Below are 24,225 nucleotides of genomic sequence, written 5' to 3' on the forward strand. Positions count from 1 at the left end.
ATGACCGATGTCCGCAGCGACGTGCCGCTCGCCGATTTCCGCGTGCAGGAGCGCGTTCGCGTCCGCTTCAACGAGATCGACGGCCAGAATATCGTCTTCAATGCCAATTATCTCGTCTACGCCGACATCGGCGTGACCGAATATTTCCGCGCGCTCGGCGAGGGGCAGCCCGGACCCTATTTTCACCAATATGGTACAGACATCCACGAGACGCATTGCGAGATCGACTATCACGCCCCGGCGCGACTCGACGAACTGATCACGATCGCGGCGCGAATCAGCCGCTTCGGGCGGACGAACTTCACGGTCCATTGCGGGATTTTCCGTGAAAATGAGCGGCTCACCGATATCGAGATTAGCTACGCCCATCTCGACACCGACAGCGGGACGCCGACGCCGCTGCCGGGCAGCTTCATTGCCGAAGTCAGGCGATTCGAAGCGCGGACCCCCGCGCAGGACTGATTCGCGACCGCGTGATTCGAACCGGATCGCATTTCTCGACTAAAAAAGTCAGGTTTTGTGCCCGAAAACGGGCAAAAAAAAGGGCCACCCGAAGGTGGCCCGTGAAAGTTTTGGGAGAGGATGCCTAAAAGGCATGCTCATATTGCACTGCACCAAAAATGTTGCAACTGCGAAATGGACATCTGCTATTGCATTTTTTGCAATCGAGAACGCTCACATCCTTCATCTGGTGCAATCCTCGCGGCAATCCTTGAGGGCGTCGCTTCCCCTCGCAAATTACCGCGACATCGCCTAAATTGGGATGATGGGAATGTTCAACAAAGTGGATGTCGGCGGCGGCCTGTCCGATTTCTGGGCCTATATCCGCGAACCGCGCCCGCATCGCTGGGCGATCTGGGGCGTCGCGCTGGCGCTGACCTGGCTGATTTTCACCGGGGTCGAGAAATATCTGATCCCCTATGAAAAGCCGAAAGAGCAGATCATCTATTTCGAGAATTGGACCGCGAACCGCAGCGCCGCCGAGATCCGCGCCGACTGGGTTGCGCGCGCCAAGGAAACGACGCTGCACAACGCCCAGAAGCGCGCCGAATATCAGCGCTTCGCCGACAGCCTCGGCATCGAATATGATTCGGCCGAGGCCGACAAGGTGACGCGCGAGACGCTGGGCGCAGAGGCGGCGGCGGCGGCGAAGAAAAAGCCCGAGCCGGTGCAGACACGCTCGACGCTCGCCGAACGCGCGGCGCGCGGCTCGCAGCCCAAAGCCGCCGACTGACCATATGCAGCGCGGCCCCGCCGATGCCGACTGGATGGCGGTCGCCATCGCGCTCTCGCGGCGCGGCCGGCCGGCGTCGGCGCCCAATCCCAATGTCGGTTGCCTGATCGTCCGGCAAGGCAAGGTTATCGCGCGCGGTTGGACCCAGCCCGGCGGACGGCCGCATGCCGAGGCTATCGCGCTCGCGGCGGCGGGCGACGCCGCGCGCGGCGCAACCGCTTATGTCACGCTCGAACCCTGCGCCCATGCCAGCCCGCGCGGGCCGGCGTGCAGCGATTCGCTGATCGCCGCGGGTATCGCGCGCGTCGTGATCGCCGCGCAGGATCCCGATCCGCGTACCGACGGCCAAGGCATCGCCCGGCTGCAGGCTGCGGGGATCGAGGTCATCTTCAATGTCCTTCCCGCCACAGCGCGCGCCGCGATGGCGCCCTGGTGGACGCGGCATACCGAAGGGCGGCCGTTCGTCACGCTCAAGCTCGCGACCTCGCTCGACGGCTGCATCGCGCGCGCCGACGGGGCGAGCCGCTGGATCACCGGCGACCGCGCCCGCGCGCACGGGCATTTGGAGCGTGCAAGCCATCAGGCGATCCTCGTCGGACGCGGGACGTTCGAAACCGATGCGCCGAAACTCGACGTGCGCCTGCCGGGTCTCGAAGACCGCAGCCCTCGAAAATTCCTGCTCACCAAAGGCGAAGCGCCCGAGGGCTGGACCGCCATCGCCTCACCCGAAGCGGTCGACGGTGTCGACTCGGTGCTCGTCGAGGGCGGCGCCGGCGCGGCGTCGGCCTTTCTCGCCGCCGACCGCGTCGACCGGCTTTTGCTCTATCGCGCGCCGATCCTGATCGGCGGCGGCAAACCCGCGCTCGGCGACATCGGGCTGACCGATCTCGCCGACGCGCACGGCCGCTGGCGGCTTGCCGATAGCCGCCTGCTTGGCAGCGACCGGCTCGACGTCTACGAGCGCGTCAGCACTATTTGAGGAACCTGCATGTTCACCGGCATCATCACCGACATCGGCACCATCCGCAGCCGCGAGGATCGCGGCGACACGCGGCTCGTCATCGACACCGCCTATGATGTCGGCAGCATCGATATCGGCGCCTCGATCGCCTGCTCGGGCGCGTGCCTCACCGTCGTCGACAAGGGTGTGTACGATGGCAGCAACGGACCCGCCGGCTGGTTCGCGATCGACGCGAGCGGCGAAACGCTTGCACGCACCGCGCCCGGCATGTGGGACCAGGGGCGCCGCCTCAACCTCGAACGCGCGCTCAAGATCGGCGACGAGCTTGGCGGGCATATCGTTACCGGCCATGTCGACGACATCGGCCGCATCGTGTCGGTCGAACCCGTCGGCGACAGCGTGACGGTCACCGTCGCCGCGCCCGCCGCGCTCGCGCCGCATATCGCACCCAAGGGCTCGATCACCGTCGACGGTGTCTCGCTCACCGTGAACGAAGTGACCGACCAGCCGAATGGCGAGGCGCATTTCACGCTCAACATCATCCCGCACACGCAGGAGATGACGACGCTGAACGAGGCCGCGGCGGGGCGCCCGGTCAATCTCGAGATCGATATCCTCGCGCGCTATCTCGCGCGGATGCAGGCGCGGGGATAAAGGGCGCCGCAAACGGGGAAGGAAAGCTCGCGATGGCAACGGCGATACGGGGTTCCTGCTTGTGCGGCGAAATCCGTTTCGAAATCGACGGCAAAATCGGCCCCGCCGGCCAATGTCATTGTTCCAAATGCCGCAAGGTATCGGGCACGGACGGCAACGCCGTCTTCTATGCGCCCGCCGCCGGTTTCCGCTGGCTGGCGGGCGAGGATTTGATCGAACGTTTCGCCGTTCCCGATGGCGGCGGCTGGACGTCGCATTTCTGCCGGCGATGCGGCAGTCCGGCGCCGCTAAGCGACGCGAACGGCAAGTTCTTCTTCGTCCCGGCGGGCCTGCTCGACGACGATCCGGGCTTTCGCGGCTATGCGGCTCACATTTTCGTTGGATCCAAAGCGCCTTGGGTCTGCATCAGCGATTCCGCGCCGCAATATGAAGCGGGCTTTGATTCGGCACGGATCGACCGCAGCTAACCCTCCATCCAGCCCGCCGCCAGCTCGGGATCGGCGGCGATCATCGACCGCCGCATCGCGAGCCGCCCGATGCGCAGCAGCTCGGCCTTGCGCCGCGCGGGCGCGAGGTTGCAGCTCGCGGCTTCGCGTACCACCGCCGCGCCATAACGGTCGGCGACGATCAGCCCCGATGTTTCGCGGCGATAGCCTTCGGTTTCGAGGATCGCGGGGTCGAGCCCCGACGCGAGCGCCCAGTAAAAACGGTCGCACCAGTCGCAATAGTCGGGCCATTTGCCGTCGCCGTGCAGGTCGGCGCGGCTGACCTTGATCTCGACGATGGTGATATTGCCCTTGGCGTCGATCGCGGTGAGGTCGGTGCGCCGCCCGTTGGGCAGCGGCACCTCGGGGATCGCGACCAGCCCCGCCTGCGCGAACAGCCGGCATACGCCGCGCGCGACGTCCGCGGCGGTGATCAAATCCGTCATCGCTTAAAGTCCGTCCTCAGAACGGAACGTCGTCGTCCAGATCGTCGTCGAACGGCGGGCGTCCGCCCCCGCTCGAACCGCCGCCAAAGCCGCCGCCGGACGATCCCCCCGACGAACCGCCGCCGCCCTGGTTCCCGCCCCCGCCCGCGCCCCCGCCCGACGACCCGCCGCTCCATTCGTCACCGCCGCCACCGCCGCCGCGCGCACCGCCGCCGCCCGGCGCACCGTCGAGCATCGTCAGCGTGCCGCCCATGCCGGCGATCACGATCTCGGTCGTATATTTGTCGTTGCCGTCGCGGTCCTGCCATTTGCGGGTGCGCAGCGAGCCCTCGATATAAACCTTCGAGCCCTTTTTCAGATAGCGTTCGACGACGCCGATCAGCCCTTCGCCGTTGATCACGACCTGATGCCACTCGGTGCGCTCCTTGCGCTCGCCGGTCATCCGGTCCTTCCACTGTTCGGAGGTCGCGATGCGGAGATTCGCGACCTTGCCGCCGTTCTGGAACGACTTGATTTCGGGATCGGCACCGAGGTTGCCGATGAGAATTACCTTGTTGACGCTGCCAGCCATCCGCCGCTCCGCTCCGCTAAAAAGTTGGAAGGATCAGCCGAGTCCGAAGGCGACGGCCGTCCAGTAAGTGATACCAGCAGCGGCATAGGCGAGCAGGAACAAATAGCCAACCATGAACATGGGCCATTTCCACCCATTGGTCTCGCGGCGGGTGATCGCGATCGTCGAAATGCACTGTGGGGCAAAGACGAACCAGGCGAGGAAGGCGAGCGCGGTAGCGAGGCTCCACTTGCCCTGAAGCCGTTCGCCCAGCGACTGCGCCATCGCCTCTTCGTCGTCGCCCGCGTCGATCGCATTGGCGGTCGCCATCGCCGACACCGCGACCTCGCGCGCCGCCATCGCGGGGATCAGCGCGAGCGCGATATCGTGGTTGAAACCGATCGGCTTGACGACGACCTCGAGCCCGCTCGCGATGCGTCCGGCGACGCTATATTCGACCTGGCTTTCGCCCTCGGGTGCCTGCGGAAAGGTCAAGAGCAGCCACAGAACGACGGTGGTCATCGCGATGATCGTGCCCGCGCGGCGCAGGAAGATCCACGCGCGCTGCCACAGGCCGATCGCGATGTCGCGCAGCCGCGGCATCTGGTATCGCGGCATTTCCATCATGAAGCCGGCGCCCGTACCCTTCGCCACCGTGCGGCGCAGGACATAGGCGACGACGAGCGCGCCGACGATCCCCGAAAGATAGAGACCGAAGAGCACCAGCCCCTGTAATCCCACCGGCGATCCGCCGACATTGGTGTTCGGGATGAAGGCGGCGATGATCAGCGCATAGACGGGAAGCCGCGCCGAACAGGTCATCAGCGGGGCGATCAATATCGTCGTCAGCCGGTCCTTTTCGTCGGGGATCGCGCGCGTCGCCATGATGCCGGGGACCGCGCAGGCGAAGCTGGAGAGCAGCGGAATGAAGCCGCGCCCCGACAGGCCGACCTTGCCCATCAGCCCGTCCATCAGGAAGGCGGCGCGCGTCATATAGCCCGACGCTTCGAGCAGCAGGATGAAGAGGAAGAGGATCAAAATCTGCGGCAGGAAGACGACGACCGCGCCGACCCCCGCGAGCAGGCCTTCGACGACCAGCCCGCGCAGGAAATTGTCGGGGAAGGTCGCGACCACCCATTGCTGGACCACGCCGATCCCGCCTTCGAGGAAGTCCGCAGGTGCCTCGGCGGCGGCATAGACCGCCTGGAACATCACGAACATCAGCGCGAGCAGGATGATCATCCCGAGGGCCGGATGCAGTACGAGATTGTCGACGCGCTGCGTCCAGCGGCGCACGGGCGTTTCGCTGAGGATCGCGGCGCGTGCGATCGTCCGCGCGCGCTGGTGGAGCGATGCGTCATTGGCTTTGGCGGGCACGGCGACCTCGCCCGCGCCGTGCGACCGGATCGCGTCGTCGACGGCGGCGAGCAGATCGGTCATCCCGCGCTTGCGCACCGCGACGGTGGGGACGACCGGGACGCCCAGCTCCTTCGACAGGCGTTCGGCGTCGAGCGTCAACCCGTCGCGTGTCGCGAGATCGACCATGTTGAGCGCGACCACGGTGGGCAGGTTCAGCGCGAGCAATTCGAGCGCGAAGCTGAGATGATTGTCGAGGTTCGCCGCGTCGAGCACGACGATCAGCGCGTCGGGACGCTTTTCGCCATCCTGCCGGCCGAGGATGACGTCGCGCGTCACCGCTTCGTCGAGGCTCGCGGGGGTCAGGCTGTAGGTACCGGGCAGGTCGATCAGCGAGATCGGGCGGCCATCGGCAAAGCTCGCGTGCCCCGCCTTTCGCTCGACGGTGACGCCGGGGTAGTTGGCGATCTTTTGCCGCGCGCCGGTCAGCGCGTTGAACAGGCTCGACTTGCCGGCGTTGGGATTGCCGACGAGCGCGATCGAGGGAATCGCGCCGGTCATGCCGCGGACTCGACGGTGATCGCGGCGGCCTGCCGCGCGCGGATGATCACTTTCATGCGCCCGACGGTCAGCGCGAGCGGATCGCGCGAGAAGATGCTGCCGCGGTGGAGCGGGGTGACTTCGCATCCTTCCATCAGGCCGAATTCGCGCAGGCGGCGGCCTTCGTCTTCGGACATCGCGGTCCAATCGATGCGGGCGATCCGCACAGCGACGCCCAGCGGCGCCCGATCCAGCACATTTTCGAGCAAAGCAGTCATTTGCGAGCGATTATCAATAACAGTCGCGTCGCGCCAGTCCTTTATCGAAACGCGTCAGCGCCCCGGGTAGCGCAGCCGTCCGACGAAGCGCGCGAGGCTTGGCCGTTCGATGCTGCGCGCGGCGCGGCGGTGCTTCCAGCTTTCGAAGCGCATCACCTGATCGATCCGCCGCGCGAGGAAAGCGCGCGTATCGGTCAGATTCTCGCTCTCGTCGTTTAGGAACACCGCCATCGTCGAACCATAGACCGCGCCGAGGATCGCGCGCTTGCTGTAATGATTATAGTCGGTCGCGGTGTCGCCCGCGAGGCGCCACATATGGTCGGCGGCGCGCCAGCCTAGCTTGGCGGCGTGCGGTGCATTGGTCGGCAGCGCGAGCAACGCGAGCGCGCGGCGCAGCGATTCGCGATGCGGCGCGAGCAGATCGATCCGCGTCTCGACGAGGGTGGTGATGCGCTCGCGAATCTTGAGTGTCGCGAGTTTCTCGGCGGGCCAGCGCGTTTCCATCACCGCGTCGATATCGGCGAACCAGGCGTCGACCATGTCGCGGCCGCCGCCGGGAAAGGCGAGGCGTGCAACGTCCGCGTCGACCCCGACCCGCGCCGCCGCATCGGCGAGCGCGGCGTCGCCAAAGCCGTCGAACGCCGCCGACGCCGCGATCAGCGGCGCCAGCGCGGCGCGAATCTCGTCGAGGGTCGGGTCGGCGGGAAGGATCGAAGCCATGGACTTCAGATAGGCTTCGCCGCGCGGTTCGGCAACCGGATCAGCACGAGCGCCGCGCCGACCATCATCCCGCCGAAAATATCGATCGCCGACAGCGTCTCGCCGAACCCGATCCAGCCGGTGAGCGCGGCGAAGGCGGGCTGGATCAGCAGCGTCAGCCCGATCACCAGCGGCGAGAAACGCGGCAGCGACCAGATCATCAGCCCCTGCCCGATCACCTGGCTGACCAAGGCGAGCAGGATCAGCGGCGTCCAGTTTTGCGGCATCACCGTTTCGCCGAGCGCGAGCGCGCTGCCGAGCAGGATCGGGACGCAGACCGCCGACGCGATCGCGAGCGCGGTCCATGGCGCGAGCGTATCGCGCACGCGCTGCATCAGGATGACATAGACCGTATAGAGCACCCCCGCGAGCAGGCTGAGCAGGTCGCCGGCGAGATAGTCGGGCGACAGCTCGTAACTTTGCCCCATCAAGAGCGCCGATCCGGCGAAGGCGAGCAGGATCGCCGCCGCCTGCCAGCCGCGCGGCATTTCGCGGGTCAGGAAGATCGTCCAGAGGACGAGCAACAGGCTGGCGCAATTGCCGAACAGCGTCGCGTTGGCGACTTTCGTCTGCAGGATGCCGAGGTGCCATGCGGCGAGGTCGAGCGCGAAGAAGATGCCCGCCGCCGCGGCGATCAGCAGCGCGGGGCGCGGCGGCATCCGGCCGCCCGTCTCGCGCCATGCGAAGAGCAGCAGCAGCGGCAGCGCGAGCGTCATCCGCCAGAAGGCCGAGGCGGTGGGCCCCACGCCGTCGGCTTCGGCCATCCGCACGAGCATCGCGCCGAGCGACAGGGCGATATTGCCGCCGAGCAGCGCGGCGAACGCCCAGCGGCCGACCGCGGTGCCGGCGCCGGGCGCCGCGTCGATACTGTCCATCTTCGCTGTCATTTAGATTTTCTTTTGCTACGTACCATTGTGCCGACGCCGCGGCGTCCATAGCTTCGCGGGCCATAGCGGCGACCAGTGGGGTCGCCCATGAAAAAGTGCGACGTGGAGGAAAGATGACTCTATCCCTGTTCGATCCGATCAAATTGGGCGCCATCGAAGCGCCGAACCGCATCATCATGGCGCCGCTGACGCGCGGCCGCGCCGGGCCGGGTTTCGTGCCGAACGAACTTGCGCGCGACTATTATCGTCAGCGCGCGTCGGCGGGGCTGATTATTTCCGAAGCCACCGGCATTTCGCAGGAAGGCCTCGGCTGGCCGAGCGCGCCGGGCCTCTGGACCGATGCGCAGGTCGAAGGCTGGAAGCCGGTGACCGACGCCGTTCACGACGCCGGTGGGCGCATCGTCGCGCAGCTCTGGCACATGGGCCGCGTCGTGCATTCGGTGTTCAACGACGGCAAGCCGCCCGTTTCGGCATCGGCGACGCAGGCGCCGGGCAAGGCGCACACCCCGGTCGGCCGGATGGAATATGAAGTCGCGCGCCCGCTCGAGCTCGCGGAAATCCCGCGCGTGATCGCCGATTATGTGAAGGCGGCCGAAAATGCGAAGCGCGCCGGCTTCGACGGCGTCCAGCTCCATGGCGCGAACGGCTATCTGATCGACCAGTTCCTGCGCGACGGCAGCAACCTGCGCGACGATGATTATGGCGGCTCGATCGAGAATCGCATTCGCCTGCTCCGCGAAGTCACCGAAGCGCTGATCGGCGTGTGGGGTGCCGACCGCGTATCGGTGCGCCTGTCGCCCAATGGCGACACGCAGGGCGTCGACGACAGCGCCCCCGAACGGCTGTTCCCGATCGCCGCGGCGGCGCTCGACGCACTCGGCATCGCTTTCCTCGAGCTTCGCGAACCCGGCCCCGACGGCACCTTCGGCCGCACCGATGTTCCGAAGCAGTCGCCGTCGATCCGCGCCGCGTTCAAGGGGCCACTGATCCTCAACAGCGATTATGACGTCGCGCTCGCCGAGGCGGCGCTGGTGAGCGGAACCGCCGATGCGATCGCGTTCGGCCGCCCCTTCATCGGCAACCCCGACCTGGTCGAGCGCATCCGGAACGGCGCCGAATGGGCCGCCGACAATCCGCAGACCTGGTATTCGCCGGGGCCGGTCGGCTACACCGACTATCCTGCGCTGCAAACGGCGTAAGATGTCCATGGTCCGGGCGGCTCTGTGCCGTCCGGATCATCCCTTTTGGGCAATCGCCTTGTCGATGATCCCGGCGCCGATCGGCCCGAGAAAATTGCCGCCGAAGCGGAACAGTATGAACGCGCCGACGAAGAGCAGCAACGGCTCGACAAAAAAGGCGATGATAGCGGCGATGACGAGCCCGAAGACCAAGGCCATGAAGCCGCCAGTCAATTCGGTCTGACCCTTTGGTCCCAGCTCGATCGTGCGCGGTCCCTTTGCATCCCACCATTTGCCGGTGACGATCGTCTTTCGGCCTCCCGTTTGCGATTGGGGCTGCTGTCGCTGAGGGATGCGGGCGGGTTGCGGCGGAGCTGTCGCCTTTGCCTGCTGGCTCCACGGCTGCTTCCGGTTCATTTCGGCGACGGCCGCCGCCATCCGATCGTTCGGCGGGCGCGGCGGATTGCGCTGCGGCGGCGGAGCGGCTTCGACGATGGCCGCGGCGGGTTCGGCGGGTGCCTGACGTGCCGTCGGCCGGATCGGCTCGACCCCCATCTTGCGGTCGTGAAGATCCATGCGCTCGGCCGCGCTCAGCGGGGTCCGTCCGGTTTCCTTGTCGATCACCACCAGCCGCCCGCCGCGTTCGACGACGGAAAAACGGCTGGGAGGCGGGCGATCAACCAATACCGAATTGTTCCTTCAGCGCGAGCATGGCGAGCGCGGCCTTCGCCGCTTCGCCGCCCTTATCCTTGCGCGTCTTGTCGGCGCGCGCAAGCGCCTGTTCCTCGTTCTCGACGGTGAGGATGCCGTTGCCGATCGCAAGGCCATCGAGCGTCAACGCCATGATGCCGCGCGCGCTTTCGTTCGACACGACCTCGAAATGATAGGTCTCGCCGCGGATCACGACGCCGAGCGCGACATAGGCGTCGTAGCGCCCGCTGTCGGCGGCGAGCGAGATCGCCGCGGGCACTTCGAGCGCGCCGGGGACGGTCACCGTGTCATGGCTATGCCCCGCCGCGTCGAGCGCGCTGCGCACGCCGTCGAGCAGCATGTCGTTGAGGTGAGAATAAAAGCGGGCTTCGACGATCAGGACATGGGCCATTATGCGGCTTCTCCGGGAATGGGGCGTTCGCCGACGACCGACAGGCCATAGCCTTCGAGCCCGACGATATTGCTGTGGGTGGGGGTGAGCAGTTCCATCGCATGGACGCCGAGGTCGGCGAGGATCTGCGCGCCGATTCCGTAAGTGCGAAGGTCCATGCCGCCGGTCGGCGCCGGGAGGGCATCGGCTTCGGCCGATCCGGGCAGCGGGCGCATCAGCATCACGATGACGCCTGCGCCGGCTTCGCCGATCGCGTCCATCGAACGCTGCAGGCGGCGCTTTTTCGGTCCGGGACGGCCCATGATGTCGTCGAAGATCGACACGGGATGCATACGCACCAGCGTCACGCCTTCGGGATCGATCGCGCCCTTCTGGAGCACGAGATTGACCGTGCCGTCGATCTTGTTGCGATAGGATTTGAGGCGCCAGTCGCCGCCATAATCCGATTCGAACGGATCGTCGGACACGCATTCGACCAGCCGGTCGTTGCGGTGGCGATAGGCGATCAGGTCGGCGATCGTGCCGATCTTGAGCCCATGGCGGCGCGCAAAGGGGATGAGGTCGTCGAGCCGCGCCATCGTCCCGTCGTCGTTCATGATTTCGCAGATCACGCCCGAGGGGTTGAGCCCCGCCAGCCGGCTGATGTCGACCGCCGCCTCGGTGTGGCCGGCGCGGACGAGGACGCCGCCGTCGCGCGCGATCAGGGGGAAGATATGACCGGGGGTGACGATGTCGTCGCGGGTCTTGCCGGCGTCGATCGCGACGGAAACGGTGCGCGCACGGTCGCCCGCCGAAATGCCGGTGGTGACGCCCTCGCGCGCCTCGATCGAGGTGGTGAAGGCGGTTTCGTGCCGCGTACCGTTGTTGCGGCTCATCAGTTCGAGCCCGAGCTGGTCGACACGCTCGCGGGTCAGCGTCAGGCAAACGAGACCGCGGCCGTGGGTGACCATGAAGTTGATCGCATCGGGGGTCGCCATCTGCGCCGGGATGACCAGGTCGCCCTCATTTTCGCGGTCCTCGTCGTCGACGAGGATGAACATGCGGCCGTTGCGCGCCTCGGCGATGATTTCCTCTGGCGTGGCCATCGGCGACAGGTCGCTGCCGTTCGCGAGCCAGTTTTCGAGCTTGCGCAACGTTTCGGCGGTGGGGTTCCAGCCGGGCGAATCGAGGTCGCGCAGGCTGTTGGCGTGAAGACCCGCGGCACGGGCGAGACCCGAACGGGACATGGTCCCGTCGTCGACGATGGCGCGGATGCGATCGATGAGCTGTGTAGACATGATCACCATGTCTCACATCACAATGTGACTGTCAATCCAGATATCACATCGCGCTGATCAATTGGGCCCGAACTTCGGGCCGAGGTCACGGACCGGGCCGTCGGGCTTGGCGTCGAGCAGCGCGACAATCTGGCCGGTGCGGTCGTCGCGTTTGGCATAGGCGCGCGCCGACATGCCGGCGACATGATCGGCCTTGTCGGGGTTGGCGCCGCGCTTGATGAGCAGGCGGACCATGCCGACATTCTTCGACTGCACCGCCAGGATCAGTGCGGTTTCGCCGCGCCGGTTGGCCTGGTCGACGGGCGCCTTTTCCTTGAGCAACTCTTCGGCGCCGTCGGTGAAATTGATCAGCGCGGCGTGCATCAGCGGGGTTACGCCCTGGCGATCGCCGATCGACGGATCGGCGTCCTTGGCGAGCAGGAAGCGCAGCCAGCTGATGTCGCGGCGCTTGGTGACGATGATCAGCGCGGTTTGGCCGGTGTCGGGATTGCGCGTGTTGATGAACGACGGATCGTCCTTCAGCGCCTCGGTCGCCTTCGTCCCGTCGCGGTTTTCGACCGCCTGCAAAAAGGCATAGCCGCCGCGGAACTGCGCCTGCGCGGGGCTGAGCAACAGGCCTGTCGCGGCGACCAGCACGGCGAGGAAAGCGGCAAGGCGGAATTCCGCACGGCGAAACATGATCGGCGACCCCTGGGGCAATTTGTCCGCCGCTGGCGCGACGACAAAGGTTGATTTTCCGAGGCTAGCCGATCAAGGCTGGCCAGATGATGAATATCGCAAATATGGGACAAAGGTTCGTCCGCGCAAGCCTGATGATCGCTTTCGGTGCCGCGCTCGCGGGTTGCGGCGGCGGCGGCGATGCGCCGCCCGCGAAGCCGCCGCTCGAAGGTGCGCGCATCGGCGGCGCCTTCACGCTCACCGACCAGGATGGCAAGACCGTCCGCGACAGCGATTTCGCGGGTAAATATCGCCTGATCTATTTCGGCTACAGCTTCTGCCCCGACATCTGCCCGGTCGACCTGCAAAAGCTGATGCGCGGCCTGTCGCAGTTTGAAAAGGCCGACGCCGCGCGCGGCGCGAAGGTCGCCCCGCTGTTCATCACCGTCGATCCGGCGCGCGATACACCCGCGGCATTAAAGCCCTTCGTCGCGCGCTATCATCCGCGCCTGCTCGGCCTCACCGGCACCCCCGAACAGATCGCCGCGGTCGCGAAAGCCTATGTCGTGACGTACAACAAGGTCGAGGGTTCGGCGCCCGACCGCTATCTGATGGCGCACAGCCAGCTTGCTTTCCTGATGGATCCCGCGGGCAAGCCGGTCGCACTCTTGCCGCTCGACGATCCATCGTCCGACGTCGACGAGGGCGCGCCCGACAAAGTCGCGGCCGAGCTGGCGAAGTGGGTCAAGTAATGGCCCGCGAGGCGCAACCCTTCTGGGAAGCGCCGCTTGCCACTCTCGACGCGGGGCAATGGGAAGCGCTGTGCGACGGGTGCGGCAAATGCTGCCTCCACAAGCTGGAAGATGAGGATACGGGCCGCATCTATCCGACCAATGTCGCGTGCCGCCTGCTCGACCTCAAAACCGCGCGCTGCGGCGATTACAAGCATCGCCGCCGCCATGTTCCCGACTGCCTGACGCTGACCAAGGGCAAGGTCGCCGACATCGAATGGCTGCCGCAGACCTGCGCCTATCGCCTGCGCGCCGAGGGCGAGCCGCTGCCCGACTGGCATTATCTCGTCTGCGGCGACCGCGATGCGGTGCACCGCGCGGGCGAGTCGATCGTCGGCTGGACGGTCGGTGAGGACATGGCCGGACCCCTTGAGAATCACCTTGTCGAACGCGTCGTCTGACTTCGCGCCCGACGGGCCGCACATCTGGGTCGGCGACGAAGCCTGGCCCGTGCGCGTCGTGCGGCACGCCCAGTCGCGGCGTTACCGGCTCGTCTTCGACGGCGCGCGCGGCGAATTGCGGCTGACCGTCCCGCGCCGCACCAACGAACGCGCGGCCTTGAAATGGGCCGGCGAACAGCAGGCGTGGCTCGTCGAGCAGGTCGGCAAGGCCGCGCTGCCCGTGATCGTCGGTCCCGGCGCCGCGGTGCCCGTTTTTGGCGTCGAGCGTCATATCGACTGGACCGCGACCGCGCCGCGCGCGATCCGTCTCGGCGATGGCAGCCTGCACGTCGGTGGCCCGCTCGAAACCGTCGGTCGGCGCATCGAACGCTGGCTGAAGGGGCAGGCGCTCGACCTGATGGAGCGCGAAAGCCACGAAATCGCCGCGGCTGCGGGCCTGTCGGTCGGCCGCGTCGGCGTCGGCGATCCGCGCAGCCGCTGGGGCAGTTGCACGCACGACGGCGATTTGCGCTACAGCTGGCGGCTCGTCATGGCGCCCGATCATGTTCGCCGCGCCACGGTCGCGCACGAGGTCGCGCACCTTCGGCATATGGACCATGGTCCCGCCTTCCATGCGCTCGTCGACGAGCTGCACGATGGCGATGTCGCCGCGGCGCGCGGCTGGCTACGCCGCGAAGGGCGCGCGCTCCACCGCTACCGCTTCACCGCCTGAACCCCCATCGAGTTCTAGTCGAAATCGCCCGTCTGCGGTTGCGATCGCGGCGGGGGCGCCTTGACCGGCGGCGGTGCAGTCTTCGGCACCGTTACGATCTTGGGCTGGCCGCCATTTTTGGGCGCCGCGCCATTCTCGGCCGGCGGCCGCCGCCCGGTCTGCTCCTCGATCCATTGCTGGTCGAGCACCGGGCCATCCTCGGTCGGCGGTGGTGCCGGGTCCGCGCCTTCGGGCGGGCGGCTGTCATAGGGCAGCTCGATCGGCATGCCATTCTCGTCGACGAAGCCCTCCTGGCCCGGCTCGCCCATATAGGCTTCGCCCTCGTCCTCGAGCTGCCATTCGGGAAGCACGACTTCGGTGTCGAACGCCTCGACCGGGCGCCGCGCAACCGCGACGCGCATATAGTCGGCAAAAGCCTTGGCGGGTGCGCGGCCCCCCTGCAGCCCGCCGACGGCCTTCGCATCGTCGCGGCCCATCCACACGCCGGTCGTGATCCCGCTCGAAAAGCCGAGGAACCAGCCGTCCTTGTTGCTCGACGTCGTCCCGGTCTTGCCCGCGACGGGGCGGCCGATCTGCGCCGCCTTGCCCGTCCCGGTGTTGACCGCGGTTTGCAGCAGGTCGGTGATGCCCGCAGCGACCCAATGGTCGACCAGCGTCGTTCCGCGCTCGGCGGGGCGCTGATAGAGCAGCTCGCCGCCCGCCGTCGTCACCTTGGTGATGCCATAGGGCTGCACCGACACGCCGCCGCGCGACACCGCGGCAAAGGCCGCGGTCATGTCGATCACGCGCACCTCGGCGCTGCCGAGCACCATCGAGGGATGCGTATTGACCGGCGTCGTGATGCCGAACCGGCGCGCCATATTGGCGACCGCCGAAAAGCCGACCTCGTCGCCCAGCTTCGCCGCAACGGTGTTGACCGAATAGGCAAAGGCGCTGCGCAAATCCATCGTGCCCGAAAAACGCCCCGATGAGTTGCGTGGCGACCAGCCGTTGATCGTCACCGGCTCGTCGACGACCGGATCGCCAACCTTATACCCGGCCTCGAGCGCCGCCATATAGACGAACAGCTTCCACGCCGATCCCGGCTGGCGCAGCGCCTGCGTCGCGCGGTTATAGTTGGACGCGACATAGTCCCGACCCCCAACCATCGCGCGCACCGCGCCGTCGCGGTCGAGCGAAACGAGCGCCCCCTGTACGCCGCCCGGCGTATTCGCCTGGATCGACGCGGTCGCCGCGCGCTGCATGCCCAGGTCGATGGTGGTGTAGACGTCGAGCGCCTCGCTGCCCTCGTCGATCAGCATGTCGAGCTGCGGCAGCGCCCAGTCGCTGAAATAGCGCGCGCTATTCTGCCCCGTTTCCTTGGCGAGCTGCACATTCGCGGGCTCGGCGCTGTCGGCCTGCGCGCGCGTGATCACGCCGGCGTCGACCATGACGTCGAGCACGACCCCGGCGCGGCCGAGCGCAGCCTGCGCGTCGGCGGTCGGCGAATAACGCGACGGCGCCTTGACGAGTCCCGCGACAACGGCCGCCTCGGACAGCGACATTTCGGTCGCGCTATGCCCGAAGAAACTGTTCGACGCGGCGTCGATGCCATAGCTGCCGCCGCCGAAATACACCTTATTCAGATAGAGCTCGAGGATCTGGTCCTTCGAGAATTTCCATTCGAGCGCCATCGCGAGGATCATCTCGCGCGCCTTGCGCTTGAAATCATAGCTGTTCGACAGGAAGATGTTGCGCGCGAGCTGCTGCGTGATCGTCGATGCGCCCTGCAGACGCCGGCCGCTCCCACGATTCTGCACCGCGACGACCGCAGCGCGCGCCATGCCGACGGGGTCGAGCCCCGGATGATAGCGAAAGCGCCGGTCCTCGACCGCGACCATCGCGTCCTGCATCACTTGCGGCGTTTCCCTGAGGGTCAGCCAGCGGCCATAATTGGGCCCCAATGACAGGAAGACGGTGCCGTCGGCGGCGCGGACGCGGATCGTCTGTCCGGCGGGCGATTTCTTGAGTTCTTCGAAGCTCGGCATGCGCTGCACCGCGATGCCGACCGCAACCGCCAGCGCGACGAGGCCAACGACCGCAAGGCCGAGGCCCCAGCGAAAGGCGCGGCGCAGCCACACGCGCCAACGCGGCGGCTCGCCGCCGGGCGTGCCGCTGCGCTTGTTGGACGATGGACGATTATTCGACGAAGCCTGCTGTCTTTCACGGCGCAAAGCCGGTGTTCCTTCCCTCACTGCGCCCCTGATGCGTCAGTCCGGGAAGGAGGTTTCAGCCTTCGCCGGTCTGCGCCTCATCCGGCGAGCGGTCCGCGAAGTCAAGCGCCGCGCTGTTGATGCAATAGCGCAGCCCGGTCGGTCCGGGGCCGTCGGGAAAGACGTGGCCGAGATGGCCTTCGCATTTGGCGCAGCGCACTTCGGTGCGGACCATGCCGTGGCTGGTGTCGGTCAGCTCGGTCACCGCGCTACCCGCGGCGGGCGCGGTATAGCTTGGCCAGCCCGACCCGCTGTCGAACTTGGTGCGGCTGTCGAACAGGGGTTCGCCGCATCCGGCGCAGCGATAGACGCCGTCGCCCTTGTGATCGGTATATTTGCCGGTGAAGGCGCGCTCGGTGCCGCCCTCGCGCAGCACATGATGCGCCATCGGGTCGAGTGTCTTTTCGGTTTTCGGATCGGTCATGGAGGATCTCCTTCGGACGGGCCGTTTTGGGCGCCGTCGCTGTTGATACCAATATCGGCGCGGCGCGCCGTTCTCGCAAGAGGGGGTAAGCGGTCAGCGCGGCTCGATCCGCGTCGCCTCCGACACCATTCGCACCAACGCCGGAAAAAGTGACGCGATACCTGTCATGGCCCCCGCCGCGTGCCGATTTTCGCCCATCCGCCAGACGAGATTGGCGAGCGCGAAGGGGCGGGTCATCGTCGTCGCGAAGCGTTTCTGATATGCGGGTGCGGCATCGCCGCCACCGTGACGCCACGCCGCCACCGCCGCCTCGGCGCTCGCGAGCGCGAGCCCCATGCCCTCGCCCGCGAGGCTCGGGATCACACCCGCCTGATCACCGAGCCGGAACAGCCCCGGCGCTGTGTCGCGTGCACGCCAGCCATAAGGGACATGCCCGATCGCATCGACGGCGCGCGACCAGTCGGCATGCGCCAGCCGTTCGCCGAGGTGCGGGAGCGTGTCGCCCAGCATGCGCAGCAGCGCCGCCGGATCGCCCCCCGCGTCATCGAGCCGCGACTTGTGCACCGCAAGGCACAGATTGCCGCTGCCATCCTCCTGCCGCACCAGCCCGGCATAGCCGCGATCGAAGAGGTGAAGTTCGACCGCGTCGCCGACCAGCCGGTCGAGCGCGGGATGCGCGGGAAGGCGGAGACGCAACCCCATCGCGGGGTCGGCGCGCTGCCATGCGGCGGGCTCGCGCGGAAAGCCGCGAAACCCATGCTTGCCCGCGGCGAGGAAGATCGATGGTGCGGCCATCATCGCGCCGTCGCGCGTCTGCACCGCGCCGCCTTCGAGCGCCGTCGCGTGAACGTCGCGTTCGAGGCCCGCGCCCGCCGCCACCGCTGCCGCTTGCAAGGCGCCGTCGAGCCGGCGGCGCGACACGCCCATCGCCTCGCCGGGCAGCGCGGTCTCGCTCCGCCGCTGGCCCGCGAACAGGCGCACGCGGCGAACCGCCTGCCCGCCGAGCGCCGCGCGCTCGATCCCGAGCGCGTCGAGCCGCTGCAACGTCTGCCAGCTCAGGAAACCGCCGCACAGCGCGTCGCCCGTTTCGCGCGCGCGTTCGAGCAGCAGCGTCCGCGCACCGCCGCGCGCCAGCCCGATCGCCGCGGCCGACCCGGCGGGTCCGGCGCCGACGACGATCGCGTCGGGCCCGGTCACCGGGTCACCGGATGTGCTCGACGCAGAGCCGGTACGGAAAGCTGCGAAAGATCCGGCATTCGCCCGCCGTATCGGGCAAGGCTTCGGCCAGCATCGCCCGCCATTCGGCGCGGCGAAAGCTGCGTCCGACCGACAGCTGTCCGTCGCGCCGCACGATCGGGTCGGCGAGGGCGAGCGTCGCGAGCAGCGGAAAACCCGCAAAGGGCAGGCGCCGGCGATGGAGGTCGTTGACCAGCCAGCCGCGCGCCGCCTCGCCTTCCATGAAGCGGAGGAATTCGGTGCGCTGCGCCGGCGTCATATGATGGGTGACGAGACTGGAGAGGATGATGTCCCACCCCTGCCCCGCGAGCGCGCGAAAATCGCCGGTGATCAGCCGCGCGCGCGCGCCGAGCCGCATCGCCGCCACCGCCTCGCTCTTGCGATTGAGGTCGACGCCAACCAGGTCGAGCGCGACCCCGCGCTTGTCGCCCCAGCGCGCGATCCGCGCGAGCATGTCGCCCGCGCCGAACCCGACGTCGAGGATGCGCCACGGCCGGTCGCCGATGCCGCGCGCGCGCACCCGGTCGAGAAAGCCCAGCGTCGGCCGCGGCGCCATCGTCAGACCGTTGATCCGCGACAGGTCGGCGAGCACGCGCGCATAGCGTTCGGGCGGCAGCTCGGCGGCGTCCATTTCCTCCTCGCGGATGATCGGGACACGAAGGCTGGTGAAGGGGTTCATGGCGCGGTGAAGCGGATCGCTTCGGCGGCGAGCCCGGGGCCGAATGCGATCGCGGCCCCCTCCCCGCTTGCGCCGCGCGCCATCATGTCGGCGAGCACGAACAGGATCGTCGCCGACGACATATTGCCGAAGCGCGCGAGCACTGCGCGGCTGTCGGCAAGCGTGTCCGGATCGACACCAAGCGCATTCTCGACCGCGTCGAGTACCGAGCGCCCTCCCGCATGGACCGCGAGCAAGGGCGGCGGACCGGCCTCGCCGAACAGGTCGCGCTGCACATCGGGCCTGGCCAATGTTTCGCGCAGCCGCGCGGGCACTTCGCCCGACAGCTGCATCTCGAACCCCCTGTCGCCGATATCCCAGCGGATCAGGTCCGCGCTGTCCTCGAGCGCGAGGCTGCGCCCTTCGCCGAGTTCGAGCCCGCCCGGCGCCGCCGACACGATCCCCGCCGCCGCGCCGTCGCTGAACTGCAGCATCATCAGCAGGGGTTCGGCCTCGTCGGCGGGCGACAGGTGCAGGCTCGACAGTTCGACGCTGACCACCAGCACGACGGCGCCGGGCTCGGACCGCACGATATGCCGCGCGGTGCGCAGCGCGGTGACCCCGGCATAACAGCCCATGAAGCCGATGAGCACGCGCTCGACCGTCGCGGGCAGCCCCAGCCGCTGCGCGATGATCTGATCGATCCCCGGCGCGACGAAGCCGGTGCAGCTCGCGACGACGATATGCGTGACGCGCGCCGGGTCGAGCGCGTCGCCGAGCGCCGCGATCGCCTCCATCGCCAGACCGGGGGCATATTCGGCATAGGCCGCCATCCGCGCCGAGGTGGGCGGCAGGCCGGGGACGTCGTAAAATCCGCCCGCGCCGACTGGCGATCCACCGCCGGCGGTCGGCGGCAGCACCGACCAGCGGTGGTCGATCCCCGATCGTGCCGCCATCCGCGCAAAGAGCGCGCGCATGCGCGGGTCGGCGAGGCGCGGCGTCGCCCAGTCGATGAACGACTGATGGATGTCGTGCCCCGGCACCGCGGTGGCGAGGGCGTTGAGCCGGACGGGCGGAGGGCTGCTCATGGCGCGGGTTTGACCCAAAAGCGCGGCGCTGGCCAGCGGATAAGGCGCCGCGCCATTTTACCCCGGATTAACCATGCTCTGGCAAAGGGAAGATGTGAAACTGCGTCTTTTCCTTGGCCTCTGCCTGTTGTTCGCCGGCGCACCCGCCGCAGCGGCGCAATGCCTGCTTTGCGCGCAGGACAAGGCGGCGGGCATCGCGGTGCGCAAGGCCGAGGTGCCGCTACGCGTCGATGTCGAAACCCGGCTCGACATGGGCCGTGTCGCGGTCGGCGCAATGGGGGGCGAGGTCGAAATCGACCCCGCCTCGGGCGCCCGCCGCGTGCGCGGCGATGTCGTCGATCTCGGCGGCTTCGCGCTGACCGGCACGGTCACCGTGCGCGGCGAACCGGGGGCGGAGGTGCGCGTCATCCTTCCCGCGAGCATCGACCTCGAAAGCGGCCACGGCCGCACCGCGCGCGTCACCGGCCTTGTCACCGACCTGTCGGCCGCGCCGCGTCTCGGCGCCGACGGCCGGCTTCAATTCCGCTTCGGCGGCCGGTTGCAGATCGCCGGGCTCGACGACGGCGACTATCGCGGGCGCATTCCGGTAACGGTCGAATATGAATAGGGTGCGGGCGGCCGCGGCGCTGATCGCGACGCTCGTGCTGACGGGCTGTTCGGATTCCGAATATGGACCCGAGCTCACGCGCGCCGACGTCGAGCAACTGGCCAAGGAGATGCGCGTCATCGTCGGCGACACGCCGCTGGTTTTCCCACGCGTGGCGCTGGCCGGGCGATACGAAGCGAAACCGGCCCCGGCCGCCGGAGCGAAGCTCGACCGTATCGAACTGGGGGTCGGTCCCTATGGCTGGAGCGATTGGCAGCCCGAAATCCGCAAGATATGCCCGCTGCTTGCGCGGCGCTGGGTCGCTTCGGTGTGCGACGATCCTTGGTCACCGATCGAACAGGCGATGCCGGCCAACAACTTCTACCTGATGGACCGCGACGCCATCGGGCTGTTCGACAATCACATGACGGTCGGCGGCGAGTTTATGAGTAACCAGCTTCGCGCGATGCGACTCGAGGTCGGCCGAACCGAAATCCAGTGCGACGTGGATAAGCGCTCGGAAACGCGCTTTTGTACCGCTGCGCGGCCAATCTCGCCGCAGCTAGTCGCGGTGTGGACCGTGTGGGACGGCGAGCGCGAGACGGCGCAGGCGATGGCCGAGCGCGAAGGCAAGGCGATCGCGACCTTTGTGCGCTATGCCATCGCGCGCAACGAGGATTTCGGCCAGTTGCTGCCGGCGATGTGCGAGCTCCGGCGCCCCGAAGCGAAAGAAGGGCCGAACGGCGATCCCTGCAAGCGTTAGCTTCGCGACCCGAACAGCGCCGTCCCGACGCGCACATGCGTTGCACCGAGCATCACCGCGGTTTCGTAATCGCCGCTCATCCCCATCGAGCGTAGCGGCAGGCCATTTCGTTCGGCGAGTTCGTCGAGCAGCGCGAAGAAGGGCGCGGGTTCGATGTCGGCGGGGGGGATCGCCATCAGCCCGGCGATCGTCAACCCGGCGTCCTTTGCTTCGGCGAGCAGCGCGGGCAGGTCGCGGGTCGCACAGCCGCCCTTCTGCTCCTCGTCGCCGATATTGACCTGAACGAACAGCTGCGGCTGCTTGCCCGCCTTTTGGCACGCCTTCGCGATGGCCTGCACCAGCGAGCTGCGATCGAGCGAGTGGATCGCGTCGAACAGCGCCACCGCTTCCTCGGCCTTGTTCGATTGGAGCTGGCCGATCAGGTGGAGCACGATATCGGGGGTCTCGGCGCGCAGTTCGGGCCATTTCGCCGCGGCTTCCTGCACGCGATTCTCGCCGAAGTGGCGCTGGCCCGCGGCGATCAGCGGGCGGATGGCGTCGGCGTCGTGCGTTTTCGACACCGCGATCAGGCAGATCTCGTCGGTCCGCCGCTGCGCGCGCTTGGCCGCGCTCGCGATATTCGCATTTACCTCGGCCAGCCGGTCTGCTGCTTCGCTCATCGTCTCGCTTCCATCCCGCGCGTTGCGCGCGCTCGCGACGCGCCTATAGAAAGGGCGATGCGCGCGCGCCACCCCCTGCCGACAACATGGCTGTTCAGCGACGAGCGGATCGCGGTCGGCATCGTCGAACTCGCGGCGCTGCTCCCGCCCGGCAGCGGTATCGTCCTCCGCCACGACAGCCTGCCGCCCGGCGCGCGCTGGCGCCTGCTGCGGCGGTTGATGCGCACCGCGCGTGCGCGGGGATTGACCGTACTGCTCGCGGGCCGGCCCGCCACGGCGCGGCGCTGGGGCGCCGACGGCGTCCACCTTCGCCAGCGCGACGCAAGGCAGGCGGGGCAGGCGCATTGGCTCGGCCTGTTGCTGACGATGCCCGTCCATGATGCGCCCGAGGCGCGCGGCGCGCGCAAGGCCGGAGCCGGCGGCGTCTTCATCTCGCCGCTCCATCCGACGCGTTCGCATCCGGGCGCAGCGGTGCTCGCGCGCGCGGCGTGGCTGCGGCTCGCGCGGCTATCGGACGCACAGCCAATCGCGCTCGGCGGGATGACGGCGGCGCGCGCGCGTGCGCTAAGCCGCGCAAGCGGTATCAGGCCCGGCTGGGCAGCGATCGATGCGTGGGAAGAAAAAGCGGCGAATCGCCGACGGCAAGCTGCGTCGATATTTGGGTCAGGGGGAGTCGAAAATGGCGGCGTTCCGTGACCCGGAGCGCAGCGCACTTAATGTGCGTGAGCACCGGAAGCGCGGAAGGTTGTCATTTGCAGACCGCCCTGATCCAAATAGCGATGCAGATTAGAAGCGGAACGCGGTTCCGACATAGACCGCCTGGCTGTCGCGGCGCGTATCGGTCAGCGGTTCGATGCGGTCGTCGCTCTTGTACCGAACGCCCGCGGTGACGTCGATGTTCTTGGTCAGGCGATAGCTGCTGACGACATCGACGGCCGACGCTTCGCCAGGAGCGGTGACGCGATCGGTTGCCCCGCTAGGGTCGCTTGGGCGGTTCACCATACGCGTTGCGAAGCGCGACTTCTTTTCGTCCTGTTCCGGAGCCTTCGCGACCGGCAGGTTGCGAAGATCGGTGCCGCGCGGCAGCGCCGGCGTGACGAATTTCTCGAATCCAACCGAGGCGCCCAGATTATAGGCGACCGGGGTGATTGCGATCGGTGCGGTCCGGCCTGCAGCCAGCGCAGAGGTGCGCGTGGCGCTCGACGCGTCGTCGCGGGCGCGAATCACGACGGTGATCGCGCGGTTCTTGCGGCCGTCGTCGGGAAGCGCGGGGGTAAAGCTGAAGCTGCCGCGCTGTTCGGCCGACATCTTGTTATAGCGTGCGATCAGTCGCTCATCGCCCGATGCCGGGGTGAACTGGCCAAGCAGGGTTTCCGAAAGATTGGTGTCGCGGATGCGGTCGCTGCTCGACATCGCGGCGAGGGCTGGCGGAAGCGCAAGCGAAGCCACCGCCAAAGCGGTGAGGCTTCCTTTCCAAAAATGTCGCGATGTCCGCGCCATTGCTCTGCGACTCCAACCCCAATCGGATTCTTCAAATAGGACTCCCGGCGCAACATTGCCAGATGAATCCCGTCAAATTGCTGCAACGATTCCGATTTTTGCCGAAATTGTTGCGGGATCGTCACAGTGCGTTTCGAATCTGACCAGAATCTGAACGGCCGTGCGGGCGAAATTGCCGCGCTTGCGGGGCGGCGACAAGGGCGATAGAGACGCTGGCAATATCGTTCCGCGCGGCCGATTTTCCACGTCGGACGGGCTCAAGAGATAAGGTGTACCCGCATGTCCCAGCTTTCCGTCCCTGCCCGGTTTGGCGCCACGCTCGGTCGCCGTCCGGCCGCGCTCGCGCTGCTCGGGCTCGCGGCGCTTGGTCTTTCGGCCTGCGCGAACAAGGAACGGCCGAAAGCCGATCTCGCCGCCAGCCAGGTGACGACGATTGGCGTCAACAGCTATTTGTGGCGCGCCTCGCTCGATGCGCTGTCGTTCATGCCGCTGCTCCAGGCCGATTCGGCCGGCGGCGTCGTGATCACCGACTGGTATGCGAACCCGTCGAACCCCGGCGAGCGGATGAAGGTTACCGTGTCGATCCTCGACCAGGACCTGCGTGCCGACGCGCTGCGCATCGCCGCCTCGCGCCAGGTCGCGCAGGGCGGCAGCTGGGTCGACGCGCCGGTTCAGGCGGCGACGGTGCAAAAGCTCGAGGAAATCATCCTCACCCGCGCCCGCGACCTGCGTCGCTCGGCGATCAGGGACTAATCCGGCGGCGCGCGTCGCGCGCCTGCCCACACAGACTA

General features: G+C 67.5%; 30 protein-coding genes. 13 read left to right on the forward strand and 17 right to left on the reverse strand.

The genetic code is table 11. The features are described from left to right. From FG91_RS13485 to FG91_RS13505, 5 genes are all read left to right on the forward strand, one after another. Positions 1–462 carry an acyl-CoA thioesterase gene (locus FG91_RS13485; RefSeq protein ID WP_037515725.1) on the forward strand — a complete coding sequence of 154 codons (462 nt, stop codon included), beginning with the start codon at positions 1–3 and terminating at the stop codon, positions 460–462. Positions 463–772: 310 nt separating this feature from the next. Beyond that, the gene (locus FG91_RS13490; RefSeq protein WP_235212037.1) at positions 773–1,234 is read left to right on the forward strand and encodes a hypothetical protein; all 462 of its coding nucleotides are present in this window, start codon (positions 773–775) and stop codon (positions 1,232–1,234) included. 34 nt (positions 1,235–1,268) lie between these two features. Then, entirely contained in the window at positions 1,269–2,213 is a 945-nt protein-coding gene (gene ribD / locus FG91_RS13495) for a bifunctional diaminohydroxyphosphoribosylaminopyrimidine deaminase/5-amino-6-(5-phosphoribosylamino)uracil reductase RibD (RefSeq protein ID WP_037515861.1), read from the forward strand. 9 nt (positions 2,214–2,222) lie between these two features. Beyond that, on the forward strand, positions 2,223–2,849 hold the full coding sequence (locus FG91_RS13500) for a riboflavin synthase (protein ID WP_037515726.1): 627 nt from the start codon (positions 2,223–2,225) through the stop codon (positions 2,847–2,849). Positions 2,850–2,881: 32 nt separating this feature from the next. Continuing rightward, complete coding sequence (locus tag FG91_RS13505; protein WP_037515729.1) at positions 2,882–3,316, forward strand: GFA family protein; 435 nt, start codon at positions 2,882–2,884, stop codon at positions 3,314–3,316. On the opposite strand, the gene FG91_RS13510 is transcribed toward FG91_RS13505, so the two are convergent. The 6 genes from FG91_RS13510 to FG91_RS13535 are packed head-to-tail and all read right to left on the reverse strand — an operon-like array spanning position 3,313 to position 8,150. Beyond that, positions 3,313–3,780, reverse strand: coding sequence for an MmcB family DNA repair protein (locus FG91_RS13510; RefSeq protein ID WP_037515732.1), 468 nt, complete (start codon positions 3,778–3,780; stop codon positions 3,313–3,315). The two genes, FG91_RS13505 and FG91_RS13510, sit on opposite strands and share 4 nt — an antisense overlap. A gap of 16 nt (positions 3,781–3,796) precedes the next feature. After that, positions 3,797–4,351 (reverse strand): single-stranded DNA-binding protein, encoded by a 555-nt coding sequence (ssb, locus tag FG91_RS13515; RefSeq protein WP_037515734.1) that lies wholly within the window; start codon positions 4,349–4,351, stop codon positions 3,797–3,799. Positions 4,352–4,384: 33 nt separating this feature from the next. Next, positions 4,385–6,247, reverse strand: a complete 1,863-nt coding sequence (gene feoB, locus FG91_RS13520; protein ID WP_037515736.1) for a ferrous iron transporter B — start codon at positions 6,245–6,247, stop codon at positions 4,385–4,387. Beyond that, complete coding sequence (locus tag FG91_RS13525) at positions 6,244–6,504, reverse strand: FeoA family protein (protein ID WP_081940588.1); 261 nt, start codon at positions 6,502–6,504, stop codon at positions 6,244–6,246. The genes feoB and FG91_RS13525 overlap by 4 nt, the downstream gene beginning before the upstream one ends. A 54-nt stretch (positions 6,505–6,558) precedes the next feature. After that, entirely contained in the window at positions 6,559–7,224 is a 666-nt protein-coding gene (locus FG91_RS13530; RefSeq protein WP_037515738.1) for a COQ9 family protein, read from the reverse strand. A gap of 5 nt (positions 7,225–7,229) precedes the next feature. Then, positions 7,230–8,150 carry a DMT family transporter gene (locus tag FG91_RS13535; protein WP_081940589.1) on the reverse strand — a complete coding sequence of 307 codons (921 nt, stop codon included), beginning with the start codon at positions 8,148–8,150 and terminating at the stop codon, positions 7,230–7,232. 113 nt (positions 8,151–8,263) lie between these two features. Here FG91_RS13535 and FG91_RS13540 point away from each other — a divergent pair, with 113 nt between their 5' ends. Further along, a complete protein-coding gene (locus tag FG91_RS13540; protein ID WP_037515742.1) occupies positions 8,264–9,349 on the forward strand; it encodes an alkene reductase in 1,086 nt (361 codons plus the stop codon). A 36-nt stretch (positions 9,350–9,385) separates the two neighbouring features. Here the strand turns inward: FG91_RS13540 and FG91_RS13545 are convergent, their stop codons facing one another. From FG91_RS13545 to FG91_RS13560, 4 genes are read right to left on the reverse strand one after another with little or no spacing between them, the layout of a single operon-like run. Next, positions 9,386–10,012 carry a hypothetical protein gene (locus FG91_RS13545; protein WP_037515745.1) on the reverse strand — a complete coding sequence of 209 codons (627 nt, stop codon included), beginning with the start codon at positions 10,010–10,012 and terminating at the stop codon, positions 9,386–9,388. Then, a complete protein-coding gene (gene ribH, locus FG91_RS13550; RefSeq protein ID WP_037515749.1) occupies positions 10,005–10,430 on the reverse strand; it encodes a 6,7-dimethyl-8-ribityllumazine synthase in 426 nt (141 codons plus the stop codon). The genes FG91_RS13545 and ribH overlap by 8 nt, the downstream gene beginning before the upstream one ends. Continuing rightward, complete coding sequence (ribB, locus tag FG91_RS13555) at positions 10,430–11,707, reverse strand: 3,4-dihydroxy-2-butanone-4-phosphate synthase (RefSeq protein WP_037515867.1); 1,278 nt, start codon at positions 11,705–11,707, stop codon at positions 10,430–10,432. The genes ribH and ribB overlap by 1 nt, the downstream gene beginning before the upstream one ends. 57 nt (positions 11,708–11,764) lie before the next feature. After that, complete coding sequence (locus tag FG91_RS13560; protein ID WP_037515751.1) at positions 11,765–12,385, reverse strand: ankyrin repeat domain-containing protein; 621 nt, start codon at positions 12,383–12,385, stop codon at positions 11,765–11,767. Between the two features lie 86 nt (positions 12,386–12,471). Between FG91_RS13560 and FG91_RS13565 the strand changes: the two genes are divergently transcribed. From FG91_RS13565 to FG91_RS13575, 3 genes are read left to right on the forward strand one after another with little or no spacing between them, the layout of a single operon-like run. Beyond that, positions 12,472–13,116, forward strand: a complete 645-nt coding sequence (locus FG91_RS13565; protein WP_152568111.1) for an SCO family protein — start codon at positions 12,472–12,474, stop codon at positions 13,114–13,116. Beyond that, a complete protein-coding gene (locus FG91_RS13570; RefSeq protein ID WP_037515752.1) occupies positions 13,116–13,556 on the forward strand; it encodes a YcgN family cysteine cluster protein in 441 nt (146 codons plus the stop codon). Before FG91_RS13565 ends, FG91_RS13570 begins: the two co-directional genes overlap by 1 nt. After that, positions 13,525–14,268, forward strand: a complete 744-nt coding sequence (locus tag FG91_RS13575; RefSeq protein WP_235212038.1) for a M48 family metallopeptidase — start codon at positions 13,525–13,527, stop codon at positions 14,266–14,268. The genes FG91_RS13570 and FG91_RS13575 overlap by 32 nt, the downstream gene beginning before the upstream one ends. Positions 14,269–14,282: 14 nt before the next feature. On the opposite strand, the gene FG91_RS13580 is transcribed toward FG91_RS13575, so the two are convergent. The 5 genes from FG91_RS13580 to FG91_RS13600 form a co-directional block, all read right to left on the reverse strand. After that, entirely contained in the window at positions 14,283–16,481 is a 2,199-nt protein-coding gene (locus FG91_RS13580) for a transglycosylase domain-containing protein (RefSeq protein WP_052187584.1), read from the reverse strand. A gap of 55 nt (positions 16,482–16,536) precedes the next feature. Beyond that, a complete protein-coding gene (gene msrB, locus FG91_RS13585; protein ID WP_037515760.1) occupies positions 16,537–16,944 on the reverse strand; it encodes a peptide-methionine (R)-S-oxide reductase MsrB in 408 nt (135 codons plus the stop codon). 93 nt (positions 16,945–17,037) lie between these two features. Beyond that, on the reverse strand, positions 17,038–18,141 hold the full coding sequence (locus FG91_RS13590) for an NAD(P)/FAD-dependent oxidoreductase (RefSeq protein ID WP_037515761.1): 1,104 nt from the start codon (positions 18,139–18,141) through the stop codon (positions 17,038–17,040). A 4-nt stretch (positions 18,142–18,145) separates the two neighbouring features. After that, positions 18,146–18,859, reverse strand: a complete 714-nt coding sequence (locus tag FG91_RS13595; RefSeq protein ID WP_037515763.1) for a methyltransferase domain-containing protein — start codon at positions 18,857–18,859, stop codon at positions 18,146–18,148. Then, positions 18,856–19,926, reverse strand: coding sequence for a type III polyketide synthase (locus FG91_RS13600; protein WP_037515765.1), 1,071 nt, complete (start codon positions 19,924–19,926; stop codon positions 18,856–18,858). Before FG91_RS13600 ends, FG91_RS13595 begins: the two co-directional genes overlap by 4 nt. Positions 19,927–20,020: 94 nt before the next feature. On the opposite strand from FG91_RS13600, the gene FG91_RS13605 reads away from it, so the two are divergent. Further along, entirely contained in the window at positions 20,021–20,533 is a 513-nt protein-coding gene (locus FG91_RS13605; protein ID WP_037515873.1) for a DUF4402 domain-containing protein, read from the forward strand. Continuing rightward, positions 20,526–21,275 carry a hypothetical protein gene (locus tag FG91_RS13610; protein WP_037515767.1) on the forward strand — a complete coding sequence of 250 codons (750 nt, stop codon included), beginning with the start codon at positions 20,526–20,528 and terminating at the stop codon, positions 21,273–21,275. The genes FG91_RS13605 and FG91_RS13610 overlap by 8 nt, the downstream gene beginning before the upstream one ends. Here FG91_RS13610 and FG91_RS13615 read toward each other — a convergent pair. After that, complete coding sequence (locus tag FG91_RS13615) at positions 21,272–21,934, reverse strand: YggS family pyridoxal phosphate-dependent enzyme (protein WP_037515877.1); 663 nt, start codon at positions 21,932–21,934, stop codon at positions 21,272–21,274. The genes FG91_RS13610 and FG91_RS13615 overlap by 4 nt on opposite strands. 57 nt (positions 21,935–21,991) lie before the next feature. On the opposite strand from FG91_RS13615, the gene FG91_RS13620 reads away from it, so the two are divergent. Then, positions 21,992–22,630, forward strand: coding sequence for a thiamine phosphate synthase (locus FG91_RS13620; RefSeq protein WP_052187586.1), 639 nt, complete (start codon positions 21,992–21,994; stop codon positions 22,628–22,630). A 90-nt stretch (positions 22,631–22,720) separates the two neighbouring features. On the opposite strand, the gene FG91_RS13625 is transcribed toward FG91_RS13620, so the two are convergent. Beyond that, the gene (locus FG91_RS13625) at positions 22,721–23,383 is read right to left on the reverse strand and encodes a hypothetical protein (protein ID WP_235212041.1); all 663 of its coding nucleotides are present in this window, start codon (positions 23,381–23,383) and stop codon (positions 22,721–22,723) included. Positions 23,384–23,713: 330 nt separating this feature from the next. Between FG91_RS13625 and FG91_RS13630 the strand changes: the two genes are divergently transcribed. After that, the gene (locus tag FG91_RS13630) at positions 23,714–24,187 is read left to right on the forward strand and encodes a DUF3576 domain-containing protein (protein ID WP_037515774.1); all 474 of its coding nucleotides are present in this window, start codon (positions 23,714–23,716) and stop codon (positions 24,185–24,187) included. The last annotated feature ends 38 nt before the right edge of the window (positions 24,188–24,225 follow it).

The sequence above is a fragment of the Sphingopyxis sp. LC81 genome (genome assembly GCF_000756375.1).
In the GTDB taxonomy this organism is placed as follows: domain Bacteria; phylum Pseudomonadota; class Alphaproteobacteria; order Sphingomonadales; family Sphingomonadaceae; genus Sphingopyxis.

What these genes read in the sequence shown, in the direction of transcription:
- FG91_RS13485 (WP_037515725.1), top strand. Translation starts at nt 1, where the DNA reads ATGACCGATGTCCGCAGCGACGTGCCGCTCGCCGATTTCCGCGTGCAG.
- FG91_RS13490 (WP_235212037.1), top strand. Translation starts at nt 773, where the DNA reads ATGTTCAACAAAGTGGATGTCGGCGGCGGCCTGTCCGATTTCTGGGCC.
- ribD (WP_037515861.1), top strand. Translation starts at nt 1,269, where the DNA reads ATGGCGGTCGCCATCGCGCTCTCGCGGCGCGGCCGGCCGGCGTCGGCG.
- FG91_RS13500 (WP_037515726.1), top strand. Translation starts at nt 2,223, where the DNA reads ATGTTCACCGGCATCATCACCGACATCGGCACCATCCGCAGCCGCGAG.
- FG91_RS13505 (WP_037515729.1), top strand. Translation starts at nt 2,882, where the DNA reads ATGGCAACGGCGATACGGGGTTCCTGCTTGTGCGGCGAAATCCGTTTC.
- FG91_RS13510 (WP_037515732.1), bottom strand. Translation starts at nt 3,780, where the DNA reads ATGACGGATTTGATCACCGCCGCGGACGTCGCGCGCGGCGTATGCCGG.
- ssb (WP_037515734.1), bottom strand. Translation starts at nt 4,351, where the DNA reads ATGGCTGGCAGCGTCAACAAGGTAATTCTCATCGGCAACCTCGGTGCC.
- feoB (WP_037515736.1), bottom strand. Translation starts at nt 6,247, where the DNA reads ATGACCGGCGCGATTCCCTCGATCGCGCTCGTCGGCAATCCCAACGCC.
- FG91_RS13525 (WP_081940588.1), bottom strand. Translation starts at nt 6,504, where the DNA reads ATGACTGCTTTGCTCGAAAATGTGCTGGATCGGGCGCCGCTGGGCGTC.
- FG91_RS13530 (WP_037515738.1), bottom strand. Translation starts at nt 7,224, where the DNA reads ATGGCTTCGATCCTTCCCGCCGACCCGACCCTCGACGAGATTCGCGCC.
- FG91_RS13535 (WP_081940589.1), bottom strand. Translation starts at nt 8,150, where the DNA reads ATGACAGCGAAGATGGACAGTATCGACGCGGCGCCCGGCGCCGGCACC.
- FG91_RS13540 (WP_037515742.1), top strand. Translation starts at nt 8,264, where the DNA reads ATGACTCTATCCCTGTTCGATCCGATCAAATTGGGCGCCATCGAAGCG.
- ribH (WP_037515749.1), bottom strand. Translation starts at nt 10,430, where the DNA reads ATGGCCCATGTCCTGATCGTCGAAGCCCGCTTTTATTCTCACCTCAAC.
- ribB (WP_037515867.1), bottom strand. Translation starts at nt 11,707, where the DNA reads ATGTCTACACAGCTCATCGATCGCATCCGCGCCATCGTCGACGACGGG.
- FG91_RS13560 (WP_037515751.1), bottom strand. Translation starts at nt 12,385, where the DNA reads ATGTTTCGCCGTGCGGAATTCCGCCTTGCCGCTTTCCTCGCCGTGCTG.
- FG91_RS13565 (WP_152568111.1), top strand. Translation starts at nt 12,472, where the DNA reads ATGATGAATATCGCAAATATGGGACAAAGGTTCGTCCGCGCAAGCCTG.
- FG91_RS13570 (WP_037515752.1), top strand. Translation starts at nt 13,116, where the DNA reads ATGGCCCGCGAGGCGCAACCCTTCTGGGAAGCGCCGCTTGCCACTCTC.
- msrB (WP_037515760.1), bottom strand. Translation starts at nt 16,944, where the DNA reads ATGACCGATCCGAAAACCGAAAAGACACTCGACCCGATGGCGCATCAT.
- FG91_RS13595 (WP_037515763.1), bottom strand. Translation starts at nt 18,859, where the DNA reads ATGAACCCCTTCACCAGCCTTCGTGTCCCGATCATCCGCGAGGAGGAA.
- FG91_RS13600 (WP_037515765.1), bottom strand. Translation starts at nt 19,926, where the DNA reads ATGAGCAGCCCTCCGCCCGTCCGGCTCAACGCCCTCGCCACCGCGGTG.
- FG91_RS13610 (WP_037515767.1), top strand. Translation starts at nt 20,526, where the DNA reads ATGAATAGGGTGCGGGCGGCCGCGGCGCTGATCGCGACGCTCGTGCTG.
- FG91_RS13615 (WP_037515877.1), bottom strand. Translation starts at nt 21,934, where the DNA reads ATGAGCGAAGCAGCAGACCGGCTGGCCGAGGTAAATGCGAATATCGCG.
- FG91_RS13620 (WP_052187586.1), top strand. Translation starts at nt 21,992, where the DNA reads ATGCGCGCGCGCCACCCCCTGCCGACAACATGGCTGTTCAGCGACGAG.
- FG91_RS13630 (WP_037515774.1), top strand. Translation starts at nt 23,714, where the DNA reads ATGTCCCAGCTTTCCGTCCCTGCCCGGTTTGGCGCCACGCTCGGTCGC.